The sequence below is a fragment of the Streptomyces sp. 8N616 genome (genome assembly GCF_052246385.1).
Classification (GTDB): Bacteria; Actinomycetota; Actinomycetes; order Streptomycetales; family Streptomycetaceae; genus Streptomyces.
In genome coordinates this window covers 258,196-284,954 of sequence record NZ_JBQQBY010000004.1, presented here as the reverse complement: position 1 = coordinate 284,954, position 26,759 = coordinate 258,196, and the positions used below count along the sequence as shown (strand labels likewise).

Annotated in this window: 24 protein-coding genes and 1 pseudogene; 12 read left to right on the top strand and 13 right to left on the bottom strand. The window is 73.4% G+C overall.

What is annotated here, in order from left to right; all coding sequences use genetic code 11:
• Positions 1-22: 22 nt before the first annotated feature.
• On the bottom strand, positions 23-283 hold the full coding sequence (locus tag ACTWQC_RS05840; RefSeq protein ID WP_443314435.1) for a hypothetical protein: 261 nt from the start codon (positions 281-283) through the stop codon (positions 23-25).
• 171 nt (positions 284-454) lie between these two features.
• On the opposite strand from ACTWQC_RS05840, the gene ACTWQC_RS05835 reads away from it, so the two are divergent.
• Positions 455-838: a cold-shock protein gene (locus ACTWQC_RS05835; RefSeq protein WP_443314434.1), complete on the top strand. Its 384-nt coding sequence runs from the start codon at positions 455-457 to the stop codon at positions 836-838.
• A gap of 39 nt (positions 839-877) precedes the next feature.
• On the opposite strand, the gene ACTWQC_RS05830 is transcribed toward ACTWQC_RS05835, so the two are convergent.
• The 4 genes from ACTWQC_RS05830 to ACTWQC_RS05815 are packed head-to-tail and all read right to left on the bottom strand — an operon-like array spanning position 878 to position 4,653.
• Complete coding sequence (locus ACTWQC_RS05830; RefSeq protein WP_443314433.1) at positions 878-1,747, bottom strand: 1,4-dihydroxy-6-naphthoate synthase; 870 nt, start codon at positions 1,745-1,747, stop codon at positions 878-880.
• The gene (locus ACTWQC_RS05825) at positions 1,744-2,574 is read right to left on the bottom strand and encodes a futalosine hydrolase (RefSeq protein ID WP_443314432.1); all 831 of its coding nucleotides are present in this window, start codon (positions 2,572-2,574) and stop codon (positions 1,744-1,746) included. The genes ACTWQC_RS05830 and ACTWQC_RS05825 overlap by 4 nt, the downstream gene beginning before the upstream one ends.
• Positions 2,575-2,608: 34 nt before the next feature.
• Positions 2,609-3,106, bottom strand: coding sequence for a hypothetical protein (locus ACTWQC_RS05820; protein ID WP_443314431.1), 498 nt, complete (start codon positions 3,104-3,106; stop codon positions 2,609-2,611).
• Positions 3,107-3,132: 26 nt separating this feature from the next.
• Complete coding sequence (locus ACTWQC_RS05815) at positions 3,133-4,653, bottom strand: MFS transporter (protein ID WP_443314430.1); 1,521 nt, start codon at positions 4,651-4,653, stop codon at positions 3,133-3,135.
• Positions 4,654-4,921: 268 nt separating this feature from the next.
• Here ACTWQC_RS05815 and ACTWQC_RS05810 point away from each other — a divergent pair, with 268 nt between their 5' ends.
• Both ACTWQC_RS05810 and ACTWQC_RS05805 read left to right on the top strand, forming a co-directional pair.
• Positions 4,922-5,860 (top strand): DUF3027 domain-containing protein, encoded by a 939-nt coding sequence (locus ACTWQC_RS05810; RefSeq protein ID WP_443314429.1) that lies wholly within the window; start codon positions 4,922-4,924, stop codon positions 5,858-5,860.
• Positions 5,861-6,249: 389 nt separating this feature from the next.
• Entirely contained in the window at positions 6,250-9,849 is a 3,600-nt protein-coding gene (locus ACTWQC_RS05805; protein WP_443314456.1) for a sacsin N-terminal ATP-binding-like domain-containing protein, read from the top strand.
• Between the two features lie 25 nt (positions 9,850-9,874).
• Here ACTWQC_RS05805 and ACTWQC_RS05800 read toward each other — a convergent pair whose 3' ends face one another.
• Positions 9,875-10,084, bottom strand: a complete 210-nt coding sequence (locus tag ACTWQC_RS05800; RefSeq protein WP_443314428.1) for a hypothetical protein — start codon at positions 10,082-10,084, stop codon at positions 9,875-9,877.
• 120 nt (positions 10,085-10,204) lie between these two features.
• Entirely contained in the window at positions 10,205-10,480 is a 276-nt protein-coding gene (locus ACTWQC_RS05795; protein WP_443314455.1) for a DUF2530 domain-containing protein, read from the bottom strand.
• A 162-nt stretch (positions 10,481-10,642) separates the two neighbouring features.
• Here ACTWQC_RS05795 and ACTWQC_RS05790 point away from each other — a divergent pair.
• Positions 10,643-11,214, top strand: a pseudogene (locus tag ACTWQC_RS05790) (solute carrier family 23 protein); the annotation flags it as partial.
• On the opposite strand, the gene ACTWQC_RS05785 reads toward ACTWQC_RS05790, so the two are convergent.
• The gene (locus ACTWQC_RS05785; RefSeq protein WP_443314454.1) at positions 11,207-11,389 is read right to left on the bottom strand and encodes a ribbon-helix-helix protein, CopG family; all 183 of its coding nucleotides are present in this window, start codon (positions 11,387-11,389) and stop codon (positions 11,207-11,209) included. The pseudogene ACTWQC_RS05790 and the gene ACTWQC_RS05785 sit on opposite strands and share 8 nt — an antisense overlap.
• Positions 11,390-11,536: 147 nt before the next feature.
• Between ACTWQC_RS05785 and ACTWQC_RS05780 the strand changes: the two genes are divergently transcribed.
• The 3 genes from ACTWQC_RS05780 (at position 11,537) to thpR (ending at position 14,202) form a co-directional block, all read left to right on the top strand.
• A complete protein-coding gene (locus ACTWQC_RS05780; protein WP_443314427.1) occupies positions 11,537-11,974 on the top strand; it encodes a MarR family winged helix-turn-helix transcriptional regulator in 438 nt (145 codons plus the stop codon).
• Positions 11,975-12,067: 93 nt separating this feature from the next.
• Positions 12,068-13,489, top strand: a complete 1,422-nt coding sequence (locus tag ACTWQC_RS05775) for an MFS transporter (RefSeq protein WP_443314426.1) — start codon at positions 12,068-12,070, stop codon at positions 13,487-13,489.
• A 149-nt stretch (positions 13,490-13,638) separates the two neighbouring features.
• The gene (thpR, locus tag ACTWQC_RS05770) at positions 13,639-14,202 is read left to right on the top strand and encodes an RNA 2',3'-cyclic phosphodiesterase (protein ID WP_443314425.1); all 564 of its coding nucleotides are present in this window, start codon (positions 13,639-13,641) and stop codon (positions 14,200-14,202) included.
• A 256-nt stretch (positions 14,203-14,458) separates the two neighbouring features.
• Here thpR and ACTWQC_RS05765 read toward each other — a convergent pair whose 3' ends face one another.
• Positions 14,459-15,457, bottom strand: a complete 999-nt coding sequence (locus tag ACTWQC_RS05765) for an aldo/keto reductase (protein WP_443314424.1) — start codon at positions 15,455-15,457, stop codon at positions 14,459-14,461.
• Positions 15,458-15,614: 157 nt separating this feature from the next.
• Positions 15,615-16,301: a GDSL-type esterase/lipase family protein gene (locus ACTWQC_RS05760; protein ID WP_443314423.1), complete on the bottom strand. Its 687-nt coding sequence runs from the start codon at positions 16,299-16,301 to the stop codon at positions 15,615-15,617.
• Between the two features lie 214 nt (positions 16,302-16,515).
• Here ACTWQC_RS05760 and ACTWQC_RS05755 point away from each other — a divergent pair, with 214 nt between their 5' ends.
• Positions 16,516-17,571, top strand: a complete 1,056-nt coding sequence (locus ACTWQC_RS05755) for a hypothetical protein (protein ID WP_443314422.1) — start codon at positions 16,516-16,518, stop codon at positions 17,569-17,571.
• 78 nt (positions 17,572-17,649) lie between these two features.
• Here the strand turns inward: ACTWQC_RS05755 and ACTWQC_RS05750 are convergent, their stop codons facing one another.
• Positions 17,650-18,054 (bottom strand): PPOX class F420-dependent oxidoreductase, encoded by a 405-nt coding sequence (locus ACTWQC_RS05750; protein ID WP_443314421.1) that lies wholly within the window; start codon positions 18,052-18,054, stop codon positions 17,650-17,652.
• Between the two features lie 31 nt (positions 18,055-18,085).
• Complete coding sequence (locus ACTWQC_RS05745) at positions 18,086-18,841, bottom strand: TetR/AcrR family transcriptional regulator (protein WP_443314420.1); 756 nt, start codon at positions 18,839-18,841, stop codon at positions 18,086-18,088.
• A 119-nt stretch (positions 18,842-18,960) separates the two neighbouring features.
• Between ACTWQC_RS05745 and ACTWQC_RS05740 the strand changes: the two genes are divergently transcribed.
• Both ACTWQC_RS05740 and ACTWQC_RS05735 read left to right on the top strand, forming a co-directional pair.
• The gene (locus ACTWQC_RS05740) at positions 18,961-19,938 is read left to right on the top strand and encodes an ATP-binding cassette domain-containing protein (RefSeq protein WP_443314419.1); all 978 of its coding nucleotides are present in this window, start codon (positions 18,961-18,963) and stop codon (positions 19,936-19,938) included.
• Positions 19,935-20,762 (top strand): ABC transporter permease, encoded by an 828-nt coding sequence (locus tag ACTWQC_RS05735; RefSeq protein WP_443314418.1) that lies wholly within the window; start codon positions 19,935-19,937, stop codon positions 20,760-20,762. Before ACTWQC_RS05740 ends, ACTWQC_RS05735 begins: the two co-directional genes overlap by 4 nt.
• Before the next feature lie 68 nt (positions 20,763-20,830).
• On the opposite strand, the gene serC is transcribed toward ACTWQC_RS05735, so the two are convergent.
• Positions 20,831-21,949 (bottom strand): phosphoserine transaminase, encoded by a 1,119-nt coding sequence (gene serC / locus ACTWQC_RS05730; protein ID WP_443314417.1) that lies wholly within the window; start codon positions 21,947-21,949, stop codon positions 20,831-20,833.
• 381 nt (positions 21,950-22,330) lie between these two features.
• On the opposite strand from serC, the gene ACTWQC_RS05725 reads away from it, so the two are divergent.
• On the top strand, positions 22,331-25,495 hold the full coding sequence (locus ACTWQC_RS05725) for an FAD-binding and (Fe-S)-binding domain-containing protein (protein ID WP_443314416.1): 3,165 nt from the start codon (positions 22,331-22,333) through the stop codon (positions 25,493-25,495).
• A 242-nt stretch (positions 25,496-25,737) separates the two neighbouring features.
• Entirely contained in the window at positions 25,738-26,682 is a 945-nt protein-coding gene (locus ACTWQC_RS05720) for a S1 family peptidase (protein ID WP_443314415.1), read from the top strand.
• Positions 26,683-26,759: the final 77 nt, after the last annotated feature.

Genomic DNA, 26,759 nt, shown 5'->3' with positions numbered 1-26,759 from the left:
GAACGAATGCCCACAACGCGCGCTACGCGGTGGAGCGCGCCGCCTGATTCGCCTGACGCCGCTGCGCCGCGACCGACCGCAGCACCCCGGCCGCTGCGATCGCGAAGCCCGCCCCCATCAGCATGGACACGAAGTACGCGGCAGGCGGCAGCGGTTCGGCGCCGAGGAAGAGGGGGGCCACCGTCGCCAGCGTGGCCAACGCGCCGACGACGAAGACGATCACGCCGGCGCGGACGAGGCGGTCGCCGGGCCCGGCGGCCGGGCGCTTGGTTTCATTGGTCACCCGACCAGGGTAGGTCGGCTCCAGGAGCGTATCGGAACCACCCGGCGACGTCTTGTCACCAGGCACGGGACCATTAGCCTTGGAGGTGGCGGGTCTGGCGGCCCGCTGTACTGCTATCCAGAGCTGTTTTGTGTTTGCTTTTCCCCGACGAGTACGAGGACGAGGACGGACGTGCCTACCGGCAAGGTCAAGTGGTTCAACAGCGAGAAGGGCTTCGGCTTTCTCTCCCGGGACGACGGCGGCGACGTCTTCGTGCACTCCTCCGTGCTGCCGGACGGAGTGGACACGCTCAAGCCGGGCCAGCGCGTGGAGTTCGGCGTCGTCGCCGGGCAGCGCGGCGACCAGGCGCTCTCGGTGACCCTCCTCGACCCGACGCCCTCGGTCGCGGCGGCGCAGCGCCGCAAGCCGGACGAGCTGGCCTCGATCGTCCAGGACCTCACGACGCTTTTGGAGAGCGTCGCGCAGCAGCTCGAGCGCGGCCGCTACCCCGAGAAGACACACGGCCGCAAGATCGCGGGCATGCTCCGGGCGGTGGCCGACCAGCTGGACGTCTGACCGAAAGACAGCCGGGCCGGCCGCCGAAAGGCTGCCCGGCTAGCCGAAGCCGAGCGCATCGTGGCCGAGGGGCGGTACGAGCCCCTCGGCCGCCGCGCGCGTGAGCAGGGCGCGCACGGCGGCGTAGCCCTCGTCGCCGAGACCGGCCGTGAACTCGTTGACGTACAGCCCGATGTGCTGCTCTGCGACCGCCGGATCCATCTCCTGCGCGTGCTCCATGATGTACGCGCGCGAGGCGTCCGGGTCGGCCCACGCCATTCGCACCGAGTCCCGCGCGGCATCCGCGAGCTGCCGCAGCCGCTCCTCGCCGAGCTCGCGCTTCGCGACGATCGCGCCGAGCGGAATCGGCAGTCCGGTCGTGGCCTCCCAGTGCTCGCCCATGTCGGCGAGGCAGTGCAGACCGTAGTCCTGGTACGTGAAGCGGGCCTCGTGGATCACGAGCCCGGCGTCGGCCTTGCCGTCCCGCACGGCGGGCATGATCTCGTGGAACGGCATCACGACCACCTTGCCGACGCCGCCGGGAACCTTGTCCGCGGCCCACAGCCGGAAGAGGAGATAGGCCGTCGACCGCTCGCTCGGCACGGCCACGGTCCTGCCCGCCAGGTCCCCGTCCCCGGAAGTGCCCGGCCCGCGGGTCAGCACCAGCGGTCCGCAGCCCCGGCCGAGCGCCCCGCCGCACGGCAGCAGCGCGTACCGGTCGAGGATCCAGGGCAGCACCGCGTACGACACCTTGAGCACGTCCAGCTCGCCGCGCTCCGCCATGCCGTTGGTGACGTCGATGTCCGCGAACGTCACGTCGAGCGCGGGCGCGCCCGGGACGTGGCCGTGGGCCCACGCGTGGAAGACGAACGTGTCGTTCGGGCACGGCGAGTACGCGATCGTGACGGTGCCGCCCTGCGCTTGGCTCATCGGGACTCCTCCTCGACGATCGGAGTGAGCAGGTGGAAGGCGCGCCGCAGCGCCTCCAGGGCGTCGCCGATCCGCCAGGCGCCGCGGTCGCGGGGGCCGACGGGGTTGGAGACCGCCCGTACTTCGAGCACCGGCACGCCGTGCGCGGCGGCGGCCTCGGCGACGCCGAAACCTTCCATCGCCTCGGCGGCGGCGCGCGGATGGCGCGCCAGGAGCTCGGCGGCGCGCCCGGCGGAACCGGTCGTGGTGGAGACGGTGAGGACGGGTGCGAGTACGGCGTGCAGGCCGCCCTGTTCCAGCGCCTTGGCGGCGCGCCGGGCCGACTCGGGAGGCGGGGTGTGGAGGGAGCGGCCGAAGCCCAACTCCTCGACGGGCGCGAACCCGTCGGGTGTCTCGGCCCCCAGGTCGGCGGCGACGATCGCCTCGGCGACGACGACCGCCCCGACGGGGGCGAGGGGCGCGAAGCCGCCGCCGATACCGGCCGAGAGGACGAGGCCGTACGGGGCGCCCGCGAGTTCGGCGGTGGTGAGCGCCGTGGAGGTTGCCGCGGCGGCAGCGGCGGGCCCGACCCCGGCGGCGATGACGTCAACCCCTGGCCGCGCGCTCCGCGCGGGTGGGAAGCGGCGCCCCGAAGACCCGGCATCGCCCGCGGCATCGCCCGCGGTATCGCCCGCGGCATCGGCCTGCGAGGCGAGCGCATCGCTCAGCCCGGCCTGCACCGCGTCGGCTTCAGCCGCCACCGCGGTGACGACGAGGACGCGTGCCCGCCGGGGCCCGCCGTCCGGAGACGACTCTCCGGACGGCTGTCCGTCGGGGCGCGCGCGCATCAGTGCGGAGCCGATCGCCGGGGGCGGCCGTACGTCAGGACGCCCGGCTCAGCGTGAACTGCCACACGCCCTTCGCCTCGCCCGACTTCGTCACCTCGATGATCGCGACCTGTGCGGTCTTCGGAACCGCCGCCGCGCCCGCCGTGCTCTGCTGCGGCGCGAAGATCTGGTCGAAGTCGAAGGTGCGGTACGTGTCCTCGCTCGCCTCGGCCATCGTGCCCTGGCCGTTCACGACCATGGCCCAGCCCGACTCGGCGACCTCCGGGTCGACGCCGACGCGGATCCTCTCGCCGTCGTGCACGGTGAGCTTCTTGCCGGACTTCCCGCCGATGCAGTCCTGCAGCTCCTCCTGGGACAGCTTCTTGCCCTCGCTGTAGCAGGCGGCCTCGGAGGACACGGAGTTCGAGCCCACGGTGACGGTCGCCATCGGGGTCGGCTTCTCGCACCCGGACAGGGCGACGAGCCCGAGGGCGGCGGCACCGGCAGCGACAGCGGTGCGGCGGGTCTTGCTCCTAAACAGCGCAGGGGTCATGCGGGAAGGCTATCTGCCCGCTCTGCTCACGCCACGCGGGGGTGCGGCGTGCCGCGGCGCCCGGCGGTCAGCAGCCCTCGTACGGTCGTGGCCGCGCCCGCGCCGACCATCGCCGCGGCCACGGACATGCCGAGGATGCCGTTCAGCGGCAGCGAGATGCCGACCGCTCCGCCCACCACCCACGACATCTGCAGCAGCGTCTCTGAGCGGGCGAACGCGGAGTTCCGTACCTGCTCCGGTACGTCGCGCTGGATCAGCGCATCCAGCGACAGTTTCGCGAGCGCCTGGGTGAACCCGGCCACGGCGCCGAGTGCCGTGATCGTGAACTGGTTGAAGAACACGGCGGCCAGGACCGAGGAGCCCAGCGCGAGCACCAGCACCGCCACGATGATCTTCTCCGGCGTACGGGACCTGACCCACGCGCCGACCGCCGTGCCGAGCGCGTTGCCCACACCCGCCGCGACGGCGACCATGCCGAGCGAGACGGCCGCGGTCCGATCGCCCAGCGGATGCTCGCGCAGCAGGAACGCCAGGAAGAAGATGAGGAAGCCGGAGAGCGCGCGGTGCGTGGCATTGGCCTGCAGCCCGTGGAACACGGACGGCCCGACGGTCCGCAGACCCGGCTTCCTCGGCCGTGCCGCGCCGCCCCGCCGGGTCTTCGCGGCGGCGGCCGTCTGAGACTGAGTCCGGGTCTGACTCTGAGTCTGCGTCTGAGTCCGCGGCTCATGCGACCGGTGAGGCGCATGGAACTCGTGGGAGATGAAGCGCGCCTTCGCCTCGCCCTTCGCCGAGTCCACCTTGTGCGGCAGCGTGAAGGCCAGGAAGGTGCCGACGCAGAACACGACGAACGCGGCGTACAGGGGCCACCCGGACCCGATGGCCTGCAGCCCTGCCCCCACGGGCGCCGCGACGCCCGTGGCCAGCAGACCGCCGAGCGTCACCCGGGAGTTCGCCTTGACCAGGGCGAAGCGCGGCGGCAGCAGCCGGGGTACGACGGCGCTGCGCACGACGCCGTACGCCTTGGAGGCCACCAGCACACAGAGCGCCGCCGGGTACAGCTCGATGCCGCCGGTCACCACGGCGCTCGACAGGATCAGCGCGAGCAGCGCGCGGGCCAGCATGGCGCCCGCCATCGCCGCGCGGCGGCCGTGCGGGAAGTGGTCGAGGGCCGGGCCGATGACGGGGGCGAGCAGGGTGAAGGGCGCCATCGTGATCGCCAGATAGAGCGCGACCCGGCCGCGGGCCTCGTCCGTGGGCACGGAGAAGAAGACGGTGGAGGCGAGGGCGATGGTGATCAGCATGTCGCCCGCGCCGTTCACGGCGTGCAGCTCGATCAGCTTGCCGAGGCCGGATTCACCGGCGCCGTGGGCGTGGGTGGCGCGGCGGATGCCGCGCGCGGTGGCCGTGAACGGCAGGTGCAGCGCCCGTCCGACCGCCGCGCCGACGCGGCGGAGCGGACTCGTGCGTGCGGACGACCAGTCTGCTGCCACTCCGTCATACTGCCCCAACTCGTACGGGGCGTGGGTGTTCGGTGCAGGCGGCGGCATGTCCGGTCCCTGTCGGGCCGGTGAAGCCGAGGGGGAGGGTGGGCCGGGCGCTCGCGAGAGGGGTAGCGTGCGTTACGCGCCACCGGCCGTCGTACTTGGCCGCGCACCCGCCGGCGATCCCGCAGAATGGGTTGTAGCAGGTGCGCCCGAGGCCGATCGGGCGCGGACGTCGACGCGGTCCTGCGGTCCGCTCCGCCGCCGCCCCTCCGGCCGCACGGCCGGTTCGGTCGGCGCACGCGTGATACGGCGTAGGAGAGAATCGATTCTTGTGAGTGCTGCGACGATGCGAAGCCGTACCCCTGACCGCATGTGCGCCGAGGCGGTCGAACTCGCCCTCGCCGCGGCAGTGGAAGCCGCGGGTGAGGACTCGGTCGGCGAGCACCTCGGGGCGGTCGCGGAAGGTGACCGGGTCGTCACGCACCTCTTCGCCTGCCGCGAGCCCGCTTATCGCGGCTGGCGCTGGGCCGTGACCGTCGCCCGCGCCTCCCGCGCCAAGGTCGTCACGCTCGACGAGACGGTGCTGCTGCCCGGACCCGAGGCGCTGCTCGCGCCGGAGTGGGTGCCGTGGAGCGAGCGCCTGCGGCCGGGCGACCTGGGCCCCGGCGACCTGCTGCCGACCGAGGCGGACGACCTCCGGCTGGAGCCGGGCTTCTCCGGCGAGGACGAGCCGCCGCCGAACTCGGCGGTATCGGCGGAGGCCGAGTACGCGCGCAACGTGGCGGAGCTCGCGGAGGCGGAGGACGCGGAGGTGTCCGCGGTGCCGCCGTCCGCGCTGCCCGGCCCCCCGGCCAGGGGCAGCATTGCGGCGGTCGCCGAGGAGCTGGGCATGCGCCGCGCGCGCGTCCTCTCCCGCTACGGGCTGCACACGGCGGCGGACCGCTGGGAGGAGGGCTACGGCCCGAAGACGCCGATCGCGCAGGCTGCGCCCGCGTCGTGTGTGACGTGTGGCTTCCTGGTGCCGCTCGCGGGCTCGCTGCGGCAGGCGTTCGGGATCTGCGCGAACGAGTTCTCGCCGGCGGACGGCCACGTCGTATCGCTGGCGTTCGGGTGCGGCGGCCACTCGGAGGCCGCGGTCATGCCGAAGCCGCCGCGACCGGCGCCGCCGGTGATCGACGAGACGCAGGTCGACCCCCTCCCGCTGCGGCCGGACCGCGCGGGCGGCTCGGTGGAGCCCACGGGCCCGGAGGAGGAGCTCGGCCACTCCTGACCTCGCCGGTCGGGCCGTTGCCACGCGGGTGCGTTGGGTGGCTTCACGTCGCGGGGCGACATTCGGGCCCGGCCGTCATTCGGTTTCGCCTTGCGCCGACGGCGCGAAACGAAAGCCGCAGACGGCCGGGCCGAATGCCGCCCAACGGCGCGAAGCCGCCCAATACACCCCGCCCGGCCTGGCGACCTCGCCCCCGCTCCCGCCGCGCGAGGCCGGTGCCCCGCCCCGTTCCCCGTCCTCGCGGTGGCCGCGTCCCCCGCCCCCCCGGCCCTGGCGCCGTTCTGCCCCGGGGCTGGGACGGCGGAGCGCGGGGGGCGTCGCAAGCGGTACGTTCGGCGCTGACAATCGGTGGTGTGGCACGAGGGAGACGACACGTGAGCGGCACGGCGATGGTGCGGGCGACGGCCGACGGGGCGGACCCGTTCGGGACGGCGCGGCTGCGGCGCGGCGTGCTGGACGCGTGGGCCGCGTCCCCCTCCCGCTTCCGGGAGGACGCCAATGCCGAGGAGGACCTCGCCCTCGGCGGCTACCGCGACCGGCTGGTCGTTGAGCTGGCCCAGAACGCCGCCGACGCGGCCGCCCGCGCGGCCGTCCCCGGCCGGCTCCGGCTCACCCTCCACCCCTCGGAGGGCCCCGAGGACACCGCCCCCGCCGCCCCCGCGGCCCTCGTCGCCTCCAACACCGGCGCTCCGCTGGACGCCGCCGGCGTCGAGTCCCTGTCCACGCTCCGCGCGTCCGCGAAGCGCGACGGGGACGCGGCGTACGCCATCGGCCGCTTCGGCGTCGGCTTCGCGGCCGTCCTCGCCGTCAGCGACGAGCCCGCGATCGTCGGCCGCACCGGCGGAGTCCGCTGGTCCCTCGCCGAGGCGCGCGAGCTCGCGCAGGAGGCGGCCGAAGCGAGCACCGGCCTCGCTGACGAACTGCGCCGCCGCGACGGCCACGTACCGCTGCTGCGGCTGCCGCTGCCCGCGCAGGGCACCGCGCCCGTCGGCTACGACACCGCGGTCGTGCTGCCGCTGCGCGACGGCGCGGCCGCGGACCTCGCCGCCCGCCTCCTCGACGGAGTCGACGACGCGCTGCTGCTCACGCTCCCCGGCCTCTCCGAGGTCGTCGTGGACACGCCCGAGGGCGTACGCACCCTGACGCGTCGTCAGGAAGGCCCGTACACCGTCATCGAGGACAGCGCGCACGGTACGACGCGCTGGCGCACCGCCACCGCCGGCGGGCAGCTGGAGGCGGCGCTGCTCGCCGACCGCCCGACCGAGGAACGGCTGCGCCCGGTCTGGTCCGTAACGTGGGCCGTGCCCGTGGACGACGCGCGGGGCGGCGCGCCCGCGCGGCCCGGCACCGCGCCGGTCGTCCACGCCCCGACGCCCACCGACGAGCCCCTCGACCTGCCCGCACTGCTGATCGCCTCGTTCCCGCTCGAGCCGACCCGCCGCCACGCGGCGCCCGGGCCGCTCACGGACTTCCTGGCGCAGCGGGCCGCGGAGGCGTACGCCGGGCTCGTGCGGGACTGGCGCCCCGTCGGCACTGGCACGATCGACCTCGTCCCGGGACCGCTCGGCAAGGGCGAACTGGACGGCCGCGTGCGCGCGGAGATCCTGCGCCTGCTCCCCCGCATCCCCTTCCTCCCCAGCGCGGCCTCGCCTACGGCGGCCTCCCCGGAGGACCGCGGGTCCGAGCCCCGCGACCCCTGGGCTGCTCCGGCTCCCGATGCGGCCGGAGCCGCGTACACCGGAGCGGCCGCCGCTGGCGCGGCGCGGAGCGAGCCCGGCGCGGCCGGGGGCCATGAGCCGGGCACGGCCGCCGCTGGGCACGGTGGCACAGGCCCGCACGACCCGTGGGCCGGGGAGCCGAGGACGCCGAGGGCCGACGACGCCGCGTCATGGCGCGAGCGCGACGCTGCCGGCGGAGCCGACGCGGAGCCCGGCGAGGCCGGGTCCGCAGCCCGCGCTGCCGACGCACACGCCGACGCCGACGCCGCGGACGGTGCCCTTCGGCCCGTCGACGCCGAGATCGTCGAAGGCGCGGGAGCCGAGACCGTACGCGTGCTCGCCGAGCTGTTCCCCAGCCTGCTGCCCGCAGGGCTCGAGCGGCGGTCCGAGCTGCGCGCGCTCGGCGTCGCGCGCGTGCCGCTCGGGGAGGCCATCGACCGGCTCGCGGGCGTCGAGCGCGCCCCCGCCTGGTGGCGGCGGCTCTACGACAGCCTCACCGGCATCGACCCCGACCGCCTCAGCGGCCTGCCCGTACCGCTCGCGGACGGCCGTACGACCATCGGCCCCCGCCAGGTCCTGCTGCCGCTCCCCGGCGCCGACGACACCGCGGAGGAGCGCCGTCACCCCGACGTCGCGGACGTCGTCGTCGGCGCGACCCGCATCCCCGCACCGGCCACCGAGCCGGCCCCCGCCCCGCCGACCAGCGCGGCCACCCTCGCCCGCCTCGGCCTCAAGGTCGCCCACCCCGACGCCGCCCACCCCCTCCTCGAGAAGCTCGGCGCGACCCCCGCCACCCCCCGCGCCGTCCTCACCACCCCCCAGGTGCGGGCCGCCGTCGCCAACTCCCTCGAGGCCGGCGAGATCTGGGACGAGGACGCGGACACCCTCGACGGCGACGAGCTGGCCGAGGCCGTCCTCGGACTCGTACGGGACGCCCAGCTCGCGCCCGGCGACGAGCCCTGGCTCGCCGCGCTCGCGCTCCCCGACGAGGACGGCGAGCTCGCCCCCGCCGGTGAACTCGTCTTCCCCGGCAGCCCGTTCGAGCGCGTCATCCGCGAGGGCGAACTCGCCGCCTGCGACCCCGAGCTCGCCGAGCGCTGGGGCGAGCAGCCGCTCACCGCGGTCGGCGTGCTGGCGAACTTTTCGCTCGTACGGGCCTCCGACGTCGTCCTCGATCCCGACGAACTCGAGCCGCGCGACAGCGACTTCGCGGAGCCGGACGACGTGGGGCTGTGCGACTCCGTCGACGTGTGGTGCGAGGACGTGCTCGACCGGCTGCCCGAGTTGCCCGTGCCGCCGGTCGCCACCGAGATCGTCGCCGTCCGCGACCTCGACCTCGTCGACGACGACGCCTGGCCGCAGGCGCTGGCGCTGCTCGCCGAGCCCCCGCTGCGCGAAGCGCTGACCGAGCGCGTCCGGATCCTGCTGCCGGACGGCACGACCGAGACCGTCCGCCCGTACACGGCGTGGTGGCTGCGCGGCAACCCCGTGCTCGACGGGCGCCGCCCCGCCGGGCTGCGGGCCGCGGGCGGCGACCCGCTCCTTGCCGGCCTCTACGAGCCCGCGGATGCGCACGGCTTCGAGGACGAGCAGGTGCTGCGCGCGCTCGGCGTGCGCACGTCCGTCGCCGCGCTGCTCGACGAACCGGGCGGCGCCGCCGAGCTGCTGTCCCGCCTCGCCGACCCAGGCCGCCCGGTCGCCCCTGCCCAACTGCACGCCATCTACAGCGCGCTGGCCGAGCTCGACCCGGAACAGGTGACGCTGCCCGACGACCTGCGGGCGGTCGTCGACGGGGACGTACGGGTCGTGGACGCGTCCGAAGCCCTGGTCGCGGACGCGCCCGACCTGCTGCCGCTCGCGACGGACCGGGCGCTGCTGCCCGTACGGCCCGGACGGGCGGTGGAACTCGCCGAGTTGCTGCAGGTGCCGCGGCTCAGCGAGGTCTACGAGGGCCGGGTCGCCTCGCCGGAAGGCGAAGGCGATGGCGCAGGCGCGGGCGAGACGCACGAGGTGCCGGAATCCGTGCGCATCCTGCTCGGCCCCGCGACGCCCGCCTCGTACGTCGAGTACGAGGAGCTGCTGGTCGACGGCGTCGAAGCGGACTGGCGCCTGACCCCGGACGGCGTGCTGCACGCGGCGACTCTGGAGGGCGTGGCGGCGGGCCTGGCCTGGGCGGCGGGCCAGTGGCCGCGCCGCTTCGAGGTCGCGGCGCTCCTGGAGGACGCCTCCCGCACGGAGGAACTGGCCCGCGACCGCTGGTTCGACCAGTAGCCGGAGCCACGAGTGCTGGTCGGGCTCACGCCCCGGCCGCCGGCTCCTCACCGGTGGCTTCGGCCTCGCGGGCACCGAAACCAGTGGTGTCCAGGTCGAAGCCGAAGGGCGCGGGGACGTGCAGCCGTTCGTCGGCCTCGGCCACCTCGCCGTCGACGACCACCTTGTCGCCGGGGCCGAGCTGGACGAGGCCGCCGAAGGGAGCTCCGCTGTCGGTCTGCGGCCGCTGCGTCATGACTCCGACGCTACGGGCGGAAGGTGTCGTTCACCTGCCGAAGAGAGCCGGGAGCGGGGAGCGGGGATCCGGGAGCTGGGAGCCGGGAGCCGGAGCCGCGGGCCCGCGGCGGTCCGCCCGTTACTCGGGCTCTCCCTGCTTCCCGGCGGCGGCGTCAGCCGTCCGCCGGAGGGCGGCGTCGCGCCGGCGTACGTACCAGATGCCGAGCAGCCCGAGGCCGCCCCCGGCGAGGCAGGTCCACAGCCACCACAGATGACCGTGGTGCTCGAACCACGCGTAGAAGGGGAGCTGCACGAGGAAGAGGACGAACCACAGGACGGTTCCCCCGGTGATCGTCCCGACGACGTTCCCCTCAAGGGGCTCCGGGGCTTCGTGCCGCGGTGTCCACTTCCCCATCGTCCGGGCGCCTTTCGGGTCGATCGTCATAGCCCCCAGCCTATGCCGTCCGGTTGTGGGCATTCGTTCCGCGGGGCTGGGGGCACCTCCCAGCGGTAGCTGGGGGAGGGTGGGCACACCGGACCCGCACCCGGCGACGGTGCGCACCCCCCACCGGAGGAGTCCGGCTTCTTCGACGCGACGGGCACCATCATCGGCGTCGGCGAGGAGGCCGGGCCTGATCGACGAGGACGGCCAGTCGCCCGGCATGGGAAGGGTCCTGATGGGCGACGGCGCGGCCGTCGCGGGCGGCGGTTTCGGCTCGGCCTCCGCGACCACCTGCTGCCTGAAGTCCACGGCGGGTGTCGGTGAGGGTGTGCGTACGGGCTTTGCGAACCTCGTGACCGGCGGGGCCTTCCGCCTGGCCCTGGTCTTCACCCACTCGCGACGGTCGTGCCCCCACAGGCGGCGACACCCGCCCTGGTCGTGGCCGGTCTCCTGATCATGGCCGGAAACGTCAGGGAGATCGACTGGGGCGACTACACGGCCGCGGCCCCGGCCTTCCTGACGATGATCTCGATGCCGTTCACGTACAGCATCATCAACGGCATCGGGATCGGCGTGCTGTCCTTCATCCTGCTGCTGCGGCGGCGGGCAGGTTCCGTACGGTGCCGTGGCTGCTGAACGCCGTCGGCGTCTGCTTCCTCGTCCACTTCCTGCCCAGCCCGATCGAGCAGGCGCTCGGCGTCAGGTAACCCCGTAGAACTTCTCCGTCTCGTCGACCGCCGCCTTGAAGCGCTCGTCGAAGTCGTCGCGCATCAGCGTGCGGACCACGTAGTCCTGGACGCTCATGCCGCGCTTCGCCGCGTGCTGTCGGATCCGGTCGAGAAGGTCATGGTCTATCCGAAGACTGAGCACATCCGATCCCATCGATCCCATACGGACACGGTCCCGGCCAAGGCGGGAGCCGTGCGTCACTTTCCGGAACGGTCTCACTCATATGGGTGACTGTGTGTTTATGGGGCGCTGCGCTGTGCGGCTAGTCCTTAGGCACGGTAATGAGGTACCCTAAGGAACATGCCGGAACTGACCAGTGCCGCCGACGCAGCCGCTGTGAACGCTCTGCGGTCCGCCGTGATGCGCCTGTCGCGCCGGCTCAAGCACCAGAGGGTCGACGAGTCGCTCAGCCCGACCGAGATGTCGGTGCTCGGCACGCTCGCGCGGTGCGGCTCCGCCACCCCCGGTGAGCTGGCCCGCAAGGAGCATGTGCAGCCGCCGTCGATGACCCGCATCGTGGCGATGCTCGAGGCCAAGGGGCTGGTGCGGCTCGAGCCGCACCCCGAGGACCGCCGCCAGAAGGTCGTCAGGCAGACCGAGCGGGCGGAGAGCATGCTCGAGGAGAGCCGGCGCAGGCGCAACGCCTGGCTCGCCGAGCTGGCCGGTGGTCTCGACGAAGAGGAATGGGCCGCGCTGCGCGCCGCCGCGCCCGTGCTGGAGAAGCTGGCGCAGCTGTAGCCGCGGCCGGAAGACCCGTAGGGCGTCGAAGCCCGAAGACGTGAAGGAAGGCCGAACGACGCCACGACGCCACGACGAGGAGGCGAACCCACTTTGAGTACGGGACCCGGAGCAGACTCCGCCCCCGCACCGAAGCCCGAATACGACGACACTCACGCCGACGCCCAACCCCAGGAGCCGCGCGGAGGCACCTTCCGCTCCCTGAAGGTACGGAACTACCGGCTCTTCGCCACCGGACAGGTGGTCTCCAACACCGGCACCTGGATGCAGCGCATCGCCCAGGACTGGCTGGTGCTCAGCCTCACCGGCTCCTCCGCAGCCGTCGGCATCACCACCGCGCTGCAGTTCCTCCCCATGCTGCTCCTTGGGCTGTACGGCGGCGTGATCGCCGACCGCTTCCCGAAGCGGCAGCTGCTCCTGATCACCCAGTCCGCGATGGGCCTCACCGGCCTCGCGCTCGCCGTGCTGACCCTGAGCGGCCACGTCCAGGTCTGGCACGTCTACCTGATGGCGTTCCTGCTCGGCGTCGTCACCGTCGTCGACAACCCGACGCGGCAGGCCTTCGTCGCCGAGATGGTCGGGCCGCAGGAGCTGCGCAACGCCGTCAGCCTCAACTCCGCCAACTTCCAGTCCGCCCGGCTGGTCGGCCCGGCCGTCGCCGGTGTCCTGATCACGGCCGTCGGCAGCGGCTGGGCGTTCCTGCTCAACGGCCTGTCCTTTCTCGCGCCGCTGGCCGCCCTGCTGATGATGCGGACGGGCGAGCTGCACAAGGTCGAGCGCGCGCCGCACGGCAAGGGCCAGCTGCGCGAGGGCCTGCGGTACGTCGCCGGTCGGCCCGACCTGGTCTGGCCGATCGTCCTGGTCGGCTTCATCGGCACCTTCGGCTTCAACTTCCCGATCTGGCTGACCGCGTTCGTGGACGACGTCTTCCACGCGGGCGCCGGTACGTACGGCCTGCTCAACACCCTGATGGCCGCCGGTTCGCTGGCCGGGGCCCTGCTCGCCGCCCGCCGCGGCACCTCGCGCTTCCGGCTGCTGGTCGGCGCGGCGCTGCTCTTCGGCGTCCTGGAGATCGCGGCGGCCCTCGCGCCCGCCTTCTGGGTCTTCGCCGCGCTGCTGGTGCCGATCGGCATGTTCGGCCTGACGATCAACGTCACCGCCAACTCGGGGGTGCAGCTGGCGACGGATCCAGCGATGCGGGGCCGGGTGATGAGCTTGTTCATGATGGTCTTCGTGGGCGGTACGCCGCTGGGCGCGCCGATCGTCGGCTGGATCACGGACGCCTTCGGGGCCCGCATCGGCTTCCTCGCGGGGGGCCTGATCTCGGCAGGTGCGGCGGCCGGAGTCGGCCTGATGCTGGCGCGCGTCGGCGGCCTCCGCCTGAAGCTGGACCTGCGGCGCGGCCACCGGCACGTGGAGTTCGTACCGCGGGTGGCCGCGCCCGACTCCGCGGAGCCGGGCGGCCCGGCGGCGGAGGGGCCGGCCGAGGAGGGGCGGCTTTCCGCAGCGGCGTAGCGCCGGTGGTGGTGACGTGCCGGGGCCCCGGGCGACGATCGATCGCCCGGGGCCTCAGCCGTCGGCCACGAGGCACGAGGCACGAGGCACGAGGCACGAGGCATGAGGCCCGAGGCACCTGGAACGGCCATCTGCGCGAAACTGGCCGCATGAGACTCTTCGCCGCCGTGGTGCCGCCGGAGGCTGCCATCGACGAGCTCGCCGTGGAGGTCGCCCGGCTGCGGGAGCTGCCGGGCGCCGACCGGCTGCGCTGGACCGGCCGCGCCGGGTGGCACTTCACGCTCGCGTTCTACGGGGAAGTGCCCGAGGACGTGGTACCGGAGCTGGCCGTCCGGCTGGGGCGGGCCGCGCACCGTCACCACCCCTTCGAGATCCGGCTCGCCCGGGGCGGCCGGTTCTCCCGCGCGGTGGTCTGGGTCGGCGCGGACGGCGACGCCGAGGCCATGGCGCGGCTCGCGGATTCCGCCGCGGCGGGCGCACGGCGAGCGGGCGTACCGATGGAGGAGCACCGCCCCTACGCCCCGCATCTGACGATCGCCCGCAACCGTAGCCAGATGAACCTCAGGCCGTACGTCGAGGCGCTCGCGGAATTCGAGGGCAGCCCGTGGACGGTGGAGCAGCTGTGTCTCGTACGCAGCAATCTGCCGACGGGCGGGGTGAGTGGGGAGCAGCCGCGCTACGAGACGATCGAGGCCTGGCCGCTGGGCGCCTGACCGGCGTGGGCTGGGCGTACGGGCTGGGCGTACGGGCCGGGCGCCGGGCGTACGGGCCGGGCCCGCGGTCGGGGCCTCCGGCCGCCCGGCTAACCTCGAAGCGTGGACGCGAAGACCAGAAGCCGGATCGTGAGCGGTGCTCTCGTCGTGATACTCGTCGTGGTCATCCTGGCGGCCGTGCTCGGCTGAGCGGCAGGCACGACCGGCGCGGCCGCCCGGACGACGACAGCCCCTGAGCGGATCGAATCCGCCGCCGCTACCAGGCGAAGGCCTCCGGCGAGGGCCCGGGCCCCGGGAAGATCTCGTCGAGCGATGCCAGCAGCTCGTCCGAAAGGTCCAGCTCGACTGCGCGCAGCGCGGATTCGAGCTGTGCGGCCGTGCGCGGCCCGACGATGGGGCCGGTCACGCCGGGCCGGGTGAGCAGCCAGGCGAGCGCGACGTCGCCGGGCTCCAGACCGTGCTTGTCGAGCAGGTCCTCGTACGACTGGATCTGCTCGCGCTGCTTGGCGTTCCGCAGTGCGTCGGCCGACCGGCCGGACGCGGTACGCCCTGCCCCGCCCTCGCGCGCCTTGCGGATCGCCCCGCCGAGCAGGCCGCCGTGCAGCGGCGACCAGGGGATGACGCCGAGGCCGTACTCCCGGGCGGCCGGGATGACCTCCATCTCGGCGCGGCGCTCGGCGAGGTTGTAGAGGCACTGCTCGCTGACCAGGCCGTACGTCGTGAGGCGGCGGCGGGCGGCCTCGTTGGCCCGCGCGATGTGCCAGCCCGCGAAGTTGCTCGACCCGGCGTAGAGGATCTTGCCCTGCTGGATCAGGACGTCGATGGCCTGCCAGATCTCGTCCCAGGGGGTGGCGCGGTCGACGTGGTGGAACTGGTAGAGGTCGATGTAGTCGGTGCCCAGCCGCTTGAGGCTGGCCTCGACGGCGCGGCGGATGTTGAGCGCGGAGAGCTTGTCCTGGTTGGGCCAGGGGGCGTCCGCGGTGCCCATGTTCGCGTACACCTTGGTGGCGAGCACGACCTTCTCGCGGCGCTCGCCGCCCTTGGCGAACCACGACCCGAGGATCTCCTCGGTACGGCCCTTGTTCTCGCCCCAGCCGTAGACGTTGGCGGTGTCGAAGAAGTTGACGCCCGCGGCGAGCGCGGCGTCCATGATCGCGTGGCTGTCGGCCTCGTCGGTGACGGGCCCGAAGTTCATGGTGCCGAGGACCAGTCGGCTGACCTTCAGTCCGGTGCGTCCGAGCTGCGTGTACTCCATGAAGCACAGCCAACGCCTTGGAGCGCACTCGAGGCAAGCGCTGCCCGCCGGTGGCGAGCAGCGCGGCGTGCGGGTGGGCGCGTGTGCTTGTCGGGCATCGTGAAGTCGGCGGTCAGGCGGCCGTACTGGCGGCTAGACGGGCGAGGTGCGCGGGGTCTCAACTGCCGGGCCGGTACGGGGCGCCCAGGCCCCAGGCCTGGTGCAGTGCGTTGGCGAAGGCCGCCGCGAGCTTGTGTTCGCCCGAGGGGCTCGGGTGGGTGCCGTCGTACGTGTCGTGGTGTATCGACCAGTCCGCCGGGCGGGAGGCCAGGAGCAGGGGGGAGTGCGGCGCGTCCAGGTTCACGATCGCCTTCTCCAGACGCTCGTTGAAGCGCTCGCACTCCGCCGCGAACGGCGGGTCCGTGTGCGCGCGGACGTTGGGGACGACGGGCAGGGCCACGATCCGGATCCCCGGGTTCGCCTCGCGCGCCTCCGCGACGAAGCGGCGGACGTTGGCCGCGGTCTGGTCGGCGTCGGTGTAGAAGCCGAGGTCGATCAGGCCGAGCGAGACGAGCAGGAGGTCGGCGCGGTGCGTGGCGACCGCCTCGCGGATGAGCGGCGCCATGTGGAGCCATCCCTCGCCCCAGCCCGCGAGATGGCGCCGGGCGGCGACGGGGAAGGCCGGGTCGGCGTAGTCGTGGGAGACGGGGGCGCCGGCGACGCAGTCGTGGAGGGCGGTGCGCGGGCCGACGAACTCGTGCGGCCCGCCGGGCGCAGCGCTGAGGTGCTGCCACATCCGGTAGCGCCAGGTGTGCTCACCGGCGCCACCGATCGTCATCGAGTCGCCGACGAACATCATCCGCATCCGGTCATCATCGCGGATGGCCGCCCGGCCTGCGACGTGACACTGGACACCTCACGGACACCTCGGTGACACCTCAGCCGCATGGGTCAACAGGGCCCCCGCGGCGTCCGGCTGTCAGGGACGCGCGCGGCAGTCAGGGACGCGCGGCTGCCGGGGACACGGCCCGCGCCGCCCTTGCCGTCCTGCCGACGCGCGCAGATGGCAATCTTGGGGCATGCGTTCGCTTGCTCGCGGCCTCGGCGCCGCCGTCCTGGCCTCTGCCGTCCTGGCCGTGCCCGCCGCCGTGCCGGCCGCCGCGGACGGCGGGTCGCCGGAGTCGTTCACCATCGAGGACTCGCGCATAACGGAGTCGAGCGGTCTCGCCGCGAGCCGGGCGCACCCCGGGGTGTTCTGGACGCACAACGACAGCGACGACGGCCCCTATGTCTACGCCGTGGACAGCGCCACCGGCCGTACGGTCGCGACCGTCACCCTCGCCGGGATCGACCCGCGCGACGTCGAGGCGGTGTCGGTCGGCCCCGACGGACACGTCTACGTCGGGGACATCGGGGACAACTTGGGCGGCAGCTGGCCCGAGGTGTGGATCTACCGCTTCCCGGAGCCGAAGAAGTTGCGCGACACGACGGTCACGCCGGTGCGCCACACCGTCCGTTACGACGGCGGGCCGCGCGACGCCGAGTCGCTGATGGTCCATCCGAAGACCGGCCGGGTCTACATCGTCAGCAAGCGGGAGGAGGGCGGCGGGCTGTACGAGGGCCCGGCCGAGCTCTCGGCGTCCGGCGTGAACACCTTCCGGCGCATCGCCGACATCGGGCTCTGGGCCACGGACGGGGCCTTCTCACCCGACGGAACCCGGCTGGTGGTGCGCAGCTACTTCGAGGCGCGCGCCTACCGCTGGGCGGCGCGCGGCGCGAGCGGCGCTGGCAGCGCCGGCGCCAGGATCGAACCGATCGGGCAGCCGAGCCTGCCGATGCAGCGGCAGGGCGAGTCCGTGTCGTTCACCCGGGACGGCCGCGCGCTGATGTACGGGACGGAGGGCGTGCAGAGCCGGGTGACGCGTGTGGCGCTGCAGGGCGAGCTCCTGCCGGACTCGGCCGCCAAGGCGGCCGGGACGGCCAAGGGTGAGCAGGGCGGCTCCGGCCGGGAGAGCGGCGACCGGAGCGGGGCGGCGTCACAGGACGAGGACCGCAACCTCGTGGTCGGCGGGCTGACCGTCGCCGGGGCGGTGGTGCTGGTGCTCGGCCTGCGGAGGCTCGTACGACGCCGGTGACGAGGCCGGTTACGGCGCCGGTGACGATGCCGGTGACGGCGAGATGCTGTCGGTCCCTCGCCCCGGGGGCAGGCGCCGCTATGAGGGCGAGTCCTCGTCGACCAGCCGCAGTTCGTAGTGCAGCGTCTTGTCGCGCTGCAGCCGGTGCGCCGCCGGGACCAGGTAGCGCTGCACCACCGGGTACTTGCGGCCGATCAGCTCCGCCGCGTGCGCATTCTCCTCGCTGCCCTGCTCGAGCAGCCGCACGTGCGCCTTGCGGGAGGTGCCCGTCGGCTTGCCGCGGCGCGTGGAGGGGGCGATCTCCACGTCGGGGAAGTTGTGCATCCGTTTCGCCTTGCCCGACTTGCCGAAGGTCCTGATGTACGCGTGGTCGCCCTCGACGGCGATGTGGACGGGCGTTCCTACGGTCGAGCCGTCCCGTTTGTGCGTGGTGAGCAGGATGCAGCCCTGCTTCACAAAGGGTGCGAGTCCTGGAGTGGCCATGCCTCCATAGATGCACGAGGCGGGGCCGCCGTCATCCCGAGCGGCGCTCCACGAATGCCTCCAGGCCGTCCAGCAGCCTCTGCAGCCCGAACTCGAAGATCTCCTCGCCGCTCCCGGTGAAGGTGTCGTCCGCCAGCGCCGCCATCAGCGGGTAGCGCCCGGTGGCCATCGCCTTCTCCAGGATCGGCGCCTGCGTGTTCCAGAACTCATCGTCCGTGATGCCGGTGCGCTGCTCCGCCCGTACGGAGTTGAGGTGGCTGCGGGCGCAGCCGCTGACGTAGCCGTCGAGGGCGACGAGGACGCCCATCTTCTCCTTGTCGGAGAGGGCGGCCTCCCGCATGCCGCCGAGGGCGAGTTCGAGGCCGGCCAGGGCGTTGGGGCCCAGGACGGGCCGGGCCTGGTCGACGAGGAGCAGCCAGGGGTGCCGGGTGTAGAGCCTCCAGCTGCCGTGCGCGACCTTCTCCAGCGCCGCCCGCCAGCCCGCGCCCGGTGCGATCTCGGTCGCGTCGCCTACGTCGTTGACCTTGTCGAGCATCAGGTCGAGCAGCTCGGCCTTGCCCGGGACGTAGCGGTAGAGCGACATCGTGCCCACGCCCAGCTCGGCGGCGACGCGGCGCATGGAGACCGCGTCGAGCCCTTCCGCGTCGGCGACGGCGACCGCGGCCGTGACGATCCGGTCGAGGCTGAGCCCGGGCTTCGGGCCGCGGGCGGGCTTGGCGCCGAAGTCCCAGAGGAGCTCGAGACTGCGGTTGAGGTCGCCGCTGCCGCTGTGTTCTGTCGTCGTCATGGTGCTCCCATCCTAAAGCGGCCGCGGAAAAACTGAGTACGGCGTACTCGCAATGGAGTACGCTGTACTCAGTTCAGAGTACGCTGTACTCAGTTTATGGGAGGGAGTGAGGGGAGCCCATGCCGGCAAGGGAGTTCGCGGTCCTCGCAGAGGGCCTGGAGAAGCGGTACAGGGAGAAGCGCGCGCTCGACGGCTTCGACCTCGCCGTGCGCTGCGGCACCGTCCACGGCCTGCTCGGACCGAACGGGGCGGGCAAGACCACGGCCGTCCGGATCCTGTCCACGCTCGTCCGGCTCGACGGGGGACGGGCTCGGGTCGCGGGCCTGGACGTGACGCGGCAGCCGCGGCAGGTGCGCCGCCGTATCGGGCTGACCGGGCAGTATGCGGCGGTGGACGAGATCGTGACCGGGCGGCAGAACCTGGCCATGTTCGGCCGCCTGTTCCACATGGACAGGAAGCGGGCGGCCCGGCGGGCGGACGAGCTGCTGGAGCAGTTCGGTCTCACCGAGGCCGCGGAGAAGGGCGTCAAGGAGTACAGCGGTGGGATGCGGCGGCGGCTCGACCTGGCCGCGAGCATGATCCTCGCCCCGGAGGTGCTCTTCCTCGACGAGCCGACGACAGGTCTCGACCCCCGCGGCCGCAACGAGGTGTGGGAGGCGGTGCGCTCGCTGGTCGCGGGCGGCACGACCGTACTGCTCACGACGCAGTACCTGGACGAGGCCGACAAGCTCGCGGACCGTATCGCCGTCATCGACCGCGGGCGGACGATCGCCGACGACACCCCGGCCGAGCTCAAGCGGGAGATCGGCGGGGACCAGGTGGAGGTCGTGGTGCGGGAGGCCGCCGATCTGCCGGCGGTGGCCAAGGCCGTGGCGCGGGTGGCGGCCGCGGGGGCCGAGCCGGAGGCCGACCGGGAGGACCTGCGGGTGACGGCGCCGGTGACCGACCGGGTGGCCGCGCTGACCGAGGTCGCGCGGACGCTGCAGGACGAGGGGATCGCCGTCGAGGACCTCGGGGTGCGGCGGCCGACCCTGGACGAGGTGTTCCTGCGGATGACGGGACGCCGTACGGAGGAGAGGGAGGGGGCGGCGGCATGAGCACCGCACTGGATGCCGGCCTGGACGGACCCGAGCGGCGGCTGTACTGGGCCGTCGCGGACTGCCTGACCATCGTCCGCAACGAGCTCACCCATCTCGTACGGCAGCCCGCCAACATCGCCTGGCAGCTGGGCTTTCCGATCGTCTCGGTGCTGCTGTTCGTCTACGTCTTCGGCAGCGCGATGGACGTGGGCGGCGGGGCGGACTACAAGGACTACGCCCTGCCCGGCATGTTCGCCATGACGATGGCCTTCGGGTTCATGAACACCGCGATGATGGTCGCCATCGGCAAGGAGAAGGGCGTCATGGACCGCTTCCGCTCCATGCCGATGGCGCCCTCGGCGGTGGTGAGCGGGCGCGGCGTCTCCGACGTCATCGGCGCCTGCCTGGACCTGGTGGTGCTGGCCGTGATCGCCCTGGCGGTCGGCTGGCGCCCCGACGGCAGCCTCCTCGAGGCCCTCTCCGCCTTCGCGCTGCTGATCCTGCTGCGGTTCGCGCTGATCTGGATCGGCGTCTTCCTCGGCCTGCTGGTCCCCAGCCAGGAGGCGGCCGGGAACCTCTTCGCCGTCGCCTTCCCGTTCGGGATGATCTCGAGCGTTTTCACGCCGCCGTCGATGATGCCGGACTGGCTGGGCGCCATCGCGATGTGGAATCCCGTCTCGTCCACGGCCAACGCGATCCGGGACCTCTTCGGCAACCCGGTGCCGGGCGGCGGCAGCTGGATCGAGGGGCACGCGCTGCTGATGGCGGTCGTCTGGCCGGTCGTCATCACGCTGGTGTTCCTGCCGCTGGCGGTGCGGAAGTACCAGAACCTGAGCCGCTGAGGACGGGTACGGGCCCTGGGCGCGGTGTGCGCCGAGGGCCCGTATCCGTATGCCGGTATGCGTTTTGGCTACAGCTTGTCGACCACGTAGTCGACGCAGGCCGTCAGCGCCTCCACGTCCGCCGGTTCGACGGCCGGGAACATCGCGATCCGCAGCTGGTTGCGGCCCAGCTTGCGGTACGGCTCGGTGTCCACGATCCCGTTCGCGCGCAGCGTCTTGGCGATCGCGGCGGCGTCGATGTCGTCGCTGAAGTCGATCGTCCCGACGACCTGCGAGCGCTGGGCCGGGTCGGTGACGAACGGCGTGGCGTACGAGACCTTCTCCGCCCACCCGTAGAGCCGCGCGGAGGAGTCCGCGGTCCGCTCGACGGCCCAGCTCAGGCCGCCGTGCCCGTTCAGCCAGTCCAGCTGGTCGGCGAGCAGGAAGAGGGTCGCGAGGGCGGGGGTGTTGTACGTCTGGTTCTTGCGGGAGTTGTCGATCGCGGTCGGCAGCGAGAAGAACTCCGGGACGTGCCGGCCCGTGGCGTGGACGCGGGCGGCGCGCTCCAGGGCTGCGGGCGAGAAGACCGCCAGCCACAGGCCACCGTCAGCGGCGAAGGACTTCTGCGGGGCGAAGTAGTAGACGTCGGTCTCGCGGATGTCGACGGGCAGGCCGCCGGCGCCGGAGGTCGCGTCCACCAGCACGAGCGAGCCCTCGTCGGCGCCCGGGACACGCTTGATGGGGGTGGCGACGCCGGTGGAGGTCTCGTTGTGGGTGAGGGCGTACGCGTCGACGCCCGCCTCGGCGCGCGGCGCCGGGTGTGTGCCGGGGTCGGAGGAGATGACGGTCGGCTCGTCCAGCCAGGGTGCGAGCTTGGCGGCCTTGGCGAACTTCGAGGAGAACTCGCCGAAGGAGAGGTGCTGCGACTTGCGCTCGATCAGGCCGTGGGTGGCGATGTCCCAGAAGGCGGTGGAGCCGCCGTTGCCGAGGACCACCTCGTAGCCGTCGGGCAGCGAGAACAGCGCGCGCACGCCGTCCCGCACCCGGCCGACCAGGTTCTTGACCGGGGCCTGGCGGTGGGACGTGCCGAGCACGGAGGTACCGGTGGCAGCCAGGGCGCTGAGCGCCTCGGTACGCACCTTGGACGGGCCCGAGCCGAAGCGTCCGTCGGCGGGCTTGATATCAGCGGGAATCTGGATCTCGGCCACGTCCCGAAGCCTAATCCGTCGGCGCAGGATGCCCAGACGGATGTCCACCGGATGAGACACGGATGTCGGCATCCGGCCCTGCCGCCCCGGGTGTGGGCATTCGTTCCGCGGGGCGATGGGGGTTCCCCCATGCCGTTCAGGCTATGGGGGAGGGTGGGCACACCCGGCCCGCACCCGGCAACGGCGCGCAACCGGCCGCCGCGGGTTGCCGTCTCGTACGCGGCTGCACGCCGGTGGCCCCGTTGTGCCCACCCTCCCCCAGCTACCGCTGGGAGGTGCCCCCAGCCCCGCGGAACGAATGTCCACAACGGGGTGGGAACGAATGCCCACACCCGGTGGAACGCGTGCCCACACCCGGGTGTAGGGGGCACGCTAGTGACCATGAGTGAGCTACGGGAGCTGGAGGCCGCGCTGCGGGCGACCGTACGCGGCGAGGTCGCCCGCGACGCGGCGAGCCGCGCGCTGATGACCATGGACGCCTCGAACTACCGCCGCGTGCCCGACGCCGTCGTCACCCCGCTCGACGCCGCCGACGTCGCCGCCGTCCTCGCCGTCTGCCGCGAGTCCGGCGTCCCCGTCGTGCCGCGCGGAGGCGGGACCTCGATCGCCGGGCAAGCGACCGGCACCGGCGTCGTACTCGACTTCACCCGGCACATGAACCGGATCGTGGAGATCGACCCGGAGGCCCGTACCGCCGTCGTCCAGCCCGGCGTGATCCTCGACGATCTGCGCCGCACGGCCGGGGCGTACGGCCTGACCTTCGGTCCCGACCCGTCCACCCACAGCCGCTGCACCCTCGGCGGCATGATCGGCAACAACTCCTGCGGCTCGCACTCGGTCGCCTGGGGGACCACGGCCGACAGCGTGCACGAGCTGGACGTGCTGACATACGGCGGGGAGCGGGCCCGGCTCGGGCGCCGTACGGAAGGGCTCCCCGCCGCCCTGCGCGAGGGCGCCGGGGCGCTCGTCTCCCGCCGCCTCGCCCTCCTCCGCACCGGCTATCCCGACCTCCCCCGCCGTATCTCCGGCTACGCCCTCGACGCGCTCCTCCCCGAGAAGGGCGCGGACTGGGCGCGGGCCTTCACCGGCAGCGAGGGCACGCTCGGTGTGCTGACCGAGGCGGCCGTACGGCTCGTGCCCGCGCCCCGTGCCCGGGTGCTGGCCGTGCTGGCGTACCAGGACGAGGGCGCGGCCGCGGACGCCGCGCACACCCTCCTCCCGTACGCCCCGCTGACGGTCGAGGGCATGGCCTCCGACCTCGTGCCGGGCGCCGCGGCGGCCGGGCTGCCGAAGGGCGGGGCCTGGCTGTTCGCCGAGGTCGGCGGCGATACGGCGGCGGAGGCTCGGGCGCGCGCCGAGGAGCTGTGCCGCGCGGCGGCGGACGCCACCACCGACCACGCGCTCGTCACCGACCCGAGCGAGCAGCGCGCCCTGTGGCGCATCCGCGAGGACGCCTCGGGCACGGCGACCCGCATGCCGGACGGCAGCGAGGCGTGGCCGGGCTGGGAGGACTGCGCGGTGCCGCCGCCCCGGCTGGGGGACTACCTCCGCGACTTCCGCGCGCTGATGTCCCAGCACGGGCTGCGCGGCACCCCGTACGGGCACTTCGGCGACGGCTGCATCCACGTCCGTATCGACTTCGACCTGCTGAGCGGGGAGGGCGTACGGCGCTTCCGCGACTTCTCGTCCGACCTGGCGGACCTGGTCGTCGCGCACGGCGGCTCGCTGTCGGGCGAGCACGGGGACGGGCAGGCGCGGGCGGAGCTGCTGCCGCGGATGTATGGGCCGGAACTGGTGCGGGCCTTCGAGGAGTTCAAGGACCTCTGGGACCCGGCGGGGGGCCTGAACCCCGGCATGCTCGTACGGCCCGCGCGGCTGGACGAGAACCTCCGCTTCGAGGTGCTGCCGCGGGAACCGGTGGACGTCGCGTTCGGGTACCCGCACGACGGCGGGGACTTCTCGGCGGCGGTGCGGCGGTGCGTGGGCGTCGCCAAGTGCCGGGCGCCGTCGGTCGCGGGGGCGGGCGTGATGTGCCCGTCGTACCGGGTCACGGGGGAGGAGCAGCACTCCACGCGCGGGCGCGCGCGGCTGCTGCACGAGATGCTCGCGGGCGAGGTGGTGACGGACGGCTGGCGCTCGGAGGAGGTCCGGGAGGCGCTGGACCTGTGCCTGTCGTGCAAGGGGTGCCGTACGGACTGCCCGGTGGGGGTGGACATGGCCACGTACAAGGCGGAGTTCCTGCACCACCACTACGAGGGGCGGGTGCGGCCCGCGGCGCACTACGCGATGGGGTGGCTGCCGGTGTGGCTCCGCGCGGTGGCGGCCCTCCGCCTGGGCCGCGCGGCGGGCGCGGCGGCCCGCGTCGCGCCGCTGGCGGCGGTGGTGAAGCGGCTGGGCGGCATCGCCCCGGAGCGCACGATTCCGGAGCCGGCCCCGGAGCCGCTGGTGCGGTGGTGGCACGCACGGAGGGCGGCTTCGGCCGCCGCCGAACGGGCTGCGGGCCGTGAGCGCGGGGCCGCCGGCTCCGACGGCGGGACGGGGCCGGCCGGGTCCGGCCATAGGCCGGCGGCGGCCCCGCGGCCGAGTCCCGGCCGCGAAGCCGGGCCGGAGAGCGCATCCTCGGCGACGCCGCCTGCCGGGGCGGCCCCGGCTGAGCCGCGCAGCGGCCGTACGCCGGGCCACACCGCGATTTCCGCGCGGGAGCGCACCGTCGTGCTGTGGCCCGACACCTTCACCAACTACCTCTCCCCCTCCGTCGGCCAGGCCGCTGTCGCCGTACTCGAAGCCGCCGGGCTGCGCGTGGTCCTGCCCCCCAAGGGCGTGTGCTGCGGGCTGACGTGGGTCTCGACGGGGCAGCTCGGGCGGGCCCGCAAGGTCATGCGGCGCACGCTGGACGCCATGGCCCCCGCGCTCGACGCGGGGCTCCCCGTCGTCGGGCTCGAACCGAGCTGCACGGCCGCGCTGCGGACCGACCTCCCTGAGCTGGTGGGCCGGGACGACCCGAGAGCGGCGCGGCTCGCCGGATCCGTCCTGACCTTCGCGCAGGCGCTCGACCAGCTCACCCCGGACTGGGCACCGCCCCGCCTCGGCCGCCCGGTCGCCGGCCAGACCCACTGCCACCAGCACGCGGTCCTCGGCGACGCGGCCGAGCGCAAGCTCCGCGAACGCTCCGGGCTGACCGGCGACTTGAGCGGCGGCTGCTGCGGCCTCGCGGGGAACTTCGGCTTCGAGCGCGGCCACTACGAGGTGTCGCGGGCCTGTGCGGAGGAGCAGCTCATCCCTGCCGTACGGTCCGCCCCGCCGGAGGCGGAGATCCTGGCCGACGGCTTCTCCTGCCGTACGCAGCTCGCCCAGCTCGGCGCGAGGCCGGGCCGCCACCTCGCGGAGGTGCTTGCGGAAGGGCTGGCGCGGGTGCCCGCGGACGTGCCGCCGGATGTACCGGAGGACGCACCGACGGACGTACGGGCGGACGCACCAACGGGCGTACGGGCGGACGCACCGGCGGACGCGTCGGCGGATGACGGCACAAATTCCGGGAACGAGTGAACCCCGCGGCCCGTTTTCGCGTCTGACGAATTGGCGAGAGGAATGCCCCGTCAATTCTTCAGTCCTGCTCAACTCCATTTCTGCAGGACTTCTGCAGAATTCTTTGACGGGGCCGCGGATGGGGTCCTAACGTTTCTCAACGTCGCTACTCCTCAGGCCGGTTGGGGCTTGTCGGACACGCGTGCCCCGAGCCCTTTCACGCCTGCCGGAGCTCAGTCCCGCAGAAGTGGAGACAACCCCCCATGCGTCTTTCTCTTTCCCGCCGCCGCGCCAAGCGAATAGCCGCCGCCGGGCTGGCGTCCACCGCCGCCGTGGCCCTTGTAGCGGCCGCCGCCCCGCTGGCACAGGCCGCGGACAAGGCCGGGTCGGCGGCGCCGTCCGGCGACCGCTCGAAGCCCAGCGCCCGCATCATCGGCGGCACCGACGTGTCCAACGACGCGTACCCCTTCATGACGGCCCTGCTCAGCAAGGGCCCCGGGAGCGCACAGAAGCGCCAGTTCTGCGGCGGCAGTCTGATCAGCCAGAACGTCGTCATGACCGCCGCGCACTGCGTCGAGGGCATGGAGGCGAAGGACCTCCAGGTCGCGGTCGGCCGCACCGTCCTGTCCAACTCCCAGCAGGGCCAGATCCGCAACGCCCGTCCGTCCGAGGGCGAGGGCGACCCGGGCGGCATCGTCGTACACCCCCGCTACACCAAGGGCAACGCGGCCTACGACATGGCCTTCGTCGAACTCGCCAAGCCGGTCAGAGGCATCGCCCCCATCAAGCTCCCGACCCCCGGCACGGACGCGCTGATCCGGCCCGGTGCCAAGGCGATCGTCACCGGCTGGGGCAACACCGACACCGAGATGCCGCACTTCCCGGACCGGCTGCGCGAGGTGAAGGTGCCGCTGCTCACGCACGACGAGTGCAAGGTGAGCTACGACAGCTACGACGCGAAGGTCAACATCTGTGCCGGCGTCGAGGGCAAGGACTCCTGCCAGGGCGACAGCGGCGGCCCGCTGTTCCGTAACGTCCCCGGCCGCCAGCAGCCGATCCAGATCGGCATCGTCTCGTACGGGGACGGCTGCGCGGCCCAGGGTGCCCCGGGGGTCTACACCTCGGTCAGCTCGGCCAAGCTCTGGGACACGCTGTCCGAGTCGGCCGAGGGCAAGAGCCTGAAGGAGAAGCTCGGCCGCGGCCGCTGAACCGGCCGCTGACCAGCCGTACCGGCTGAACCGGCCGCTGACCAGCCGTACCGGCTGAACCGGCCGTACCACCGCGT

Coding starts and splice junctions, on each gene's coding strand:
- ACTWQC_RS05830 (WP_443314433.1), bottom strand. CDS start 1,747: ATGAGCCAAGCGCAGGGCGGCACCGTCACGATCGCGTACTCGCCGTGC.
- ACTWQC_RS05825 (WP_443314432.1), bottom strand. CDS start 2,574: ATGCGCGCGCGCCCCGACGGACAGCCGTCCGGAGAGTCGTCTCCGGAC.
- ACTWQC_RS05820 (WP_443314431.1), bottom strand. CDS start 3,106: ATGACCCCTGCGCTGTTTAGGAGCAAGACCCGCCGCACCGCTGTCGCT.
- ACTWQC_RS05815 (WP_443314430.1), bottom strand. CDS start 4,653: ATGCCGCCGCCTGCACCGAACACCCACGCCCCGTACGAGTTGGGGCAG.
- ACTWQC_RS05805 (WP_443314456.1), top strand. CDS start 6,250: ATGGTGCGGGCGACGGCCGACGGGGCGGACCCGTTCGGGACGGCGCGG.
- ACTWQC_RS05800 (WP_443314428.1), bottom strand. CDS start 10,084: ATGACGCAGCGGCCGCAGACCGACAGCGGAGCTCCCTTCGGCGGCCTC.
- ACTWQC_RS05795 (WP_443314455.1), bottom strand. CDS start 10,480: ATGGGGAAGTGGACACCGCGGCACGAAGCCCCGGAGCCCCTTGAGGGG.
- ACTWQC_RS05785 (WP_443314454.1), bottom strand. CDS start 11,389: ATGGGATCGGATGTGCTCAGTCTTCGGATAGACCATGACCTTCTCGAC.
- ACTWQC_RS05780 (WP_443314427.1), top strand. CDS start 11,537: ATGCCGGAACTGACCAGTGCCGCCGACGCAGCCGCTGTGAACGCTCTG.
- thpR (WP_443314425.1), top strand. CDS start 13,639: ATGAGACTCTTCGCCGCCGTGGTGCCGCCGGAGGCTGCCATCGACGAG.
- ACTWQC_RS05765 (WP_443314424.1), bottom strand. CDS start 15,457: ATGGAGTACACGCAGCTCGGACGCACCGGACTGAAGGTCAGCCGACTG.
- ACTWQC_RS05760 (WP_443314423.1), bottom strand. CDS start 16,301: ATGCGGATGATGTTCGTCGGCGACTCGATGACGATCGGTGGCGCCGGT.
- ACTWQC_RS05755 (WP_443314422.1), top strand. CDS start 16,516: ATGCGTTCGCTTGCTCGCGGCCTCGGCGCCGCCGTCCTGGCCTCTGCC.
- ACTWQC_RS05750 (WP_443314421.1), bottom strand. CDS start 18,054: ATGGCCACTCCAGGACTCGCACCCTTTGTGAAGCAGGGCTGCATCCTG.
- ACTWQC_RS05745 (WP_443314420.1), bottom strand. CDS start 18,841: ATGACGACGACAGAACACAGCGGCAGCGGCGACCTCAACCGCAGTCTC.
- ACTWQC_RS05740 (WP_443314419.1), top strand. CDS start 18,961: ATGCCGGCAAGGGAGTTCGCGGTCCTCGCAGAGGGCCTGGAGAAGCGG.
- ACTWQC_RS05735 (WP_443314418.1), top strand. CDS start 19,935: ATGAGCACCGCACTGGATGCCGGCCTGGACGGACCCGAGCGGCGGCTG.
- ACTWQC_RS05725 (WP_443314416.1), top strand. CDS start 22,331: ATGAGTGAGCTACGGGAGCTGGAGGCCGCGCTGCGGGCGACCGTACGC.
- ACTWQC_RS05720 (WP_443314415.1), top strand. CDS start 25,738: ATGCGTCTTTCTCTTTCCCGCCGCCGCGCCAAGCGAATAGCCGCCGCC.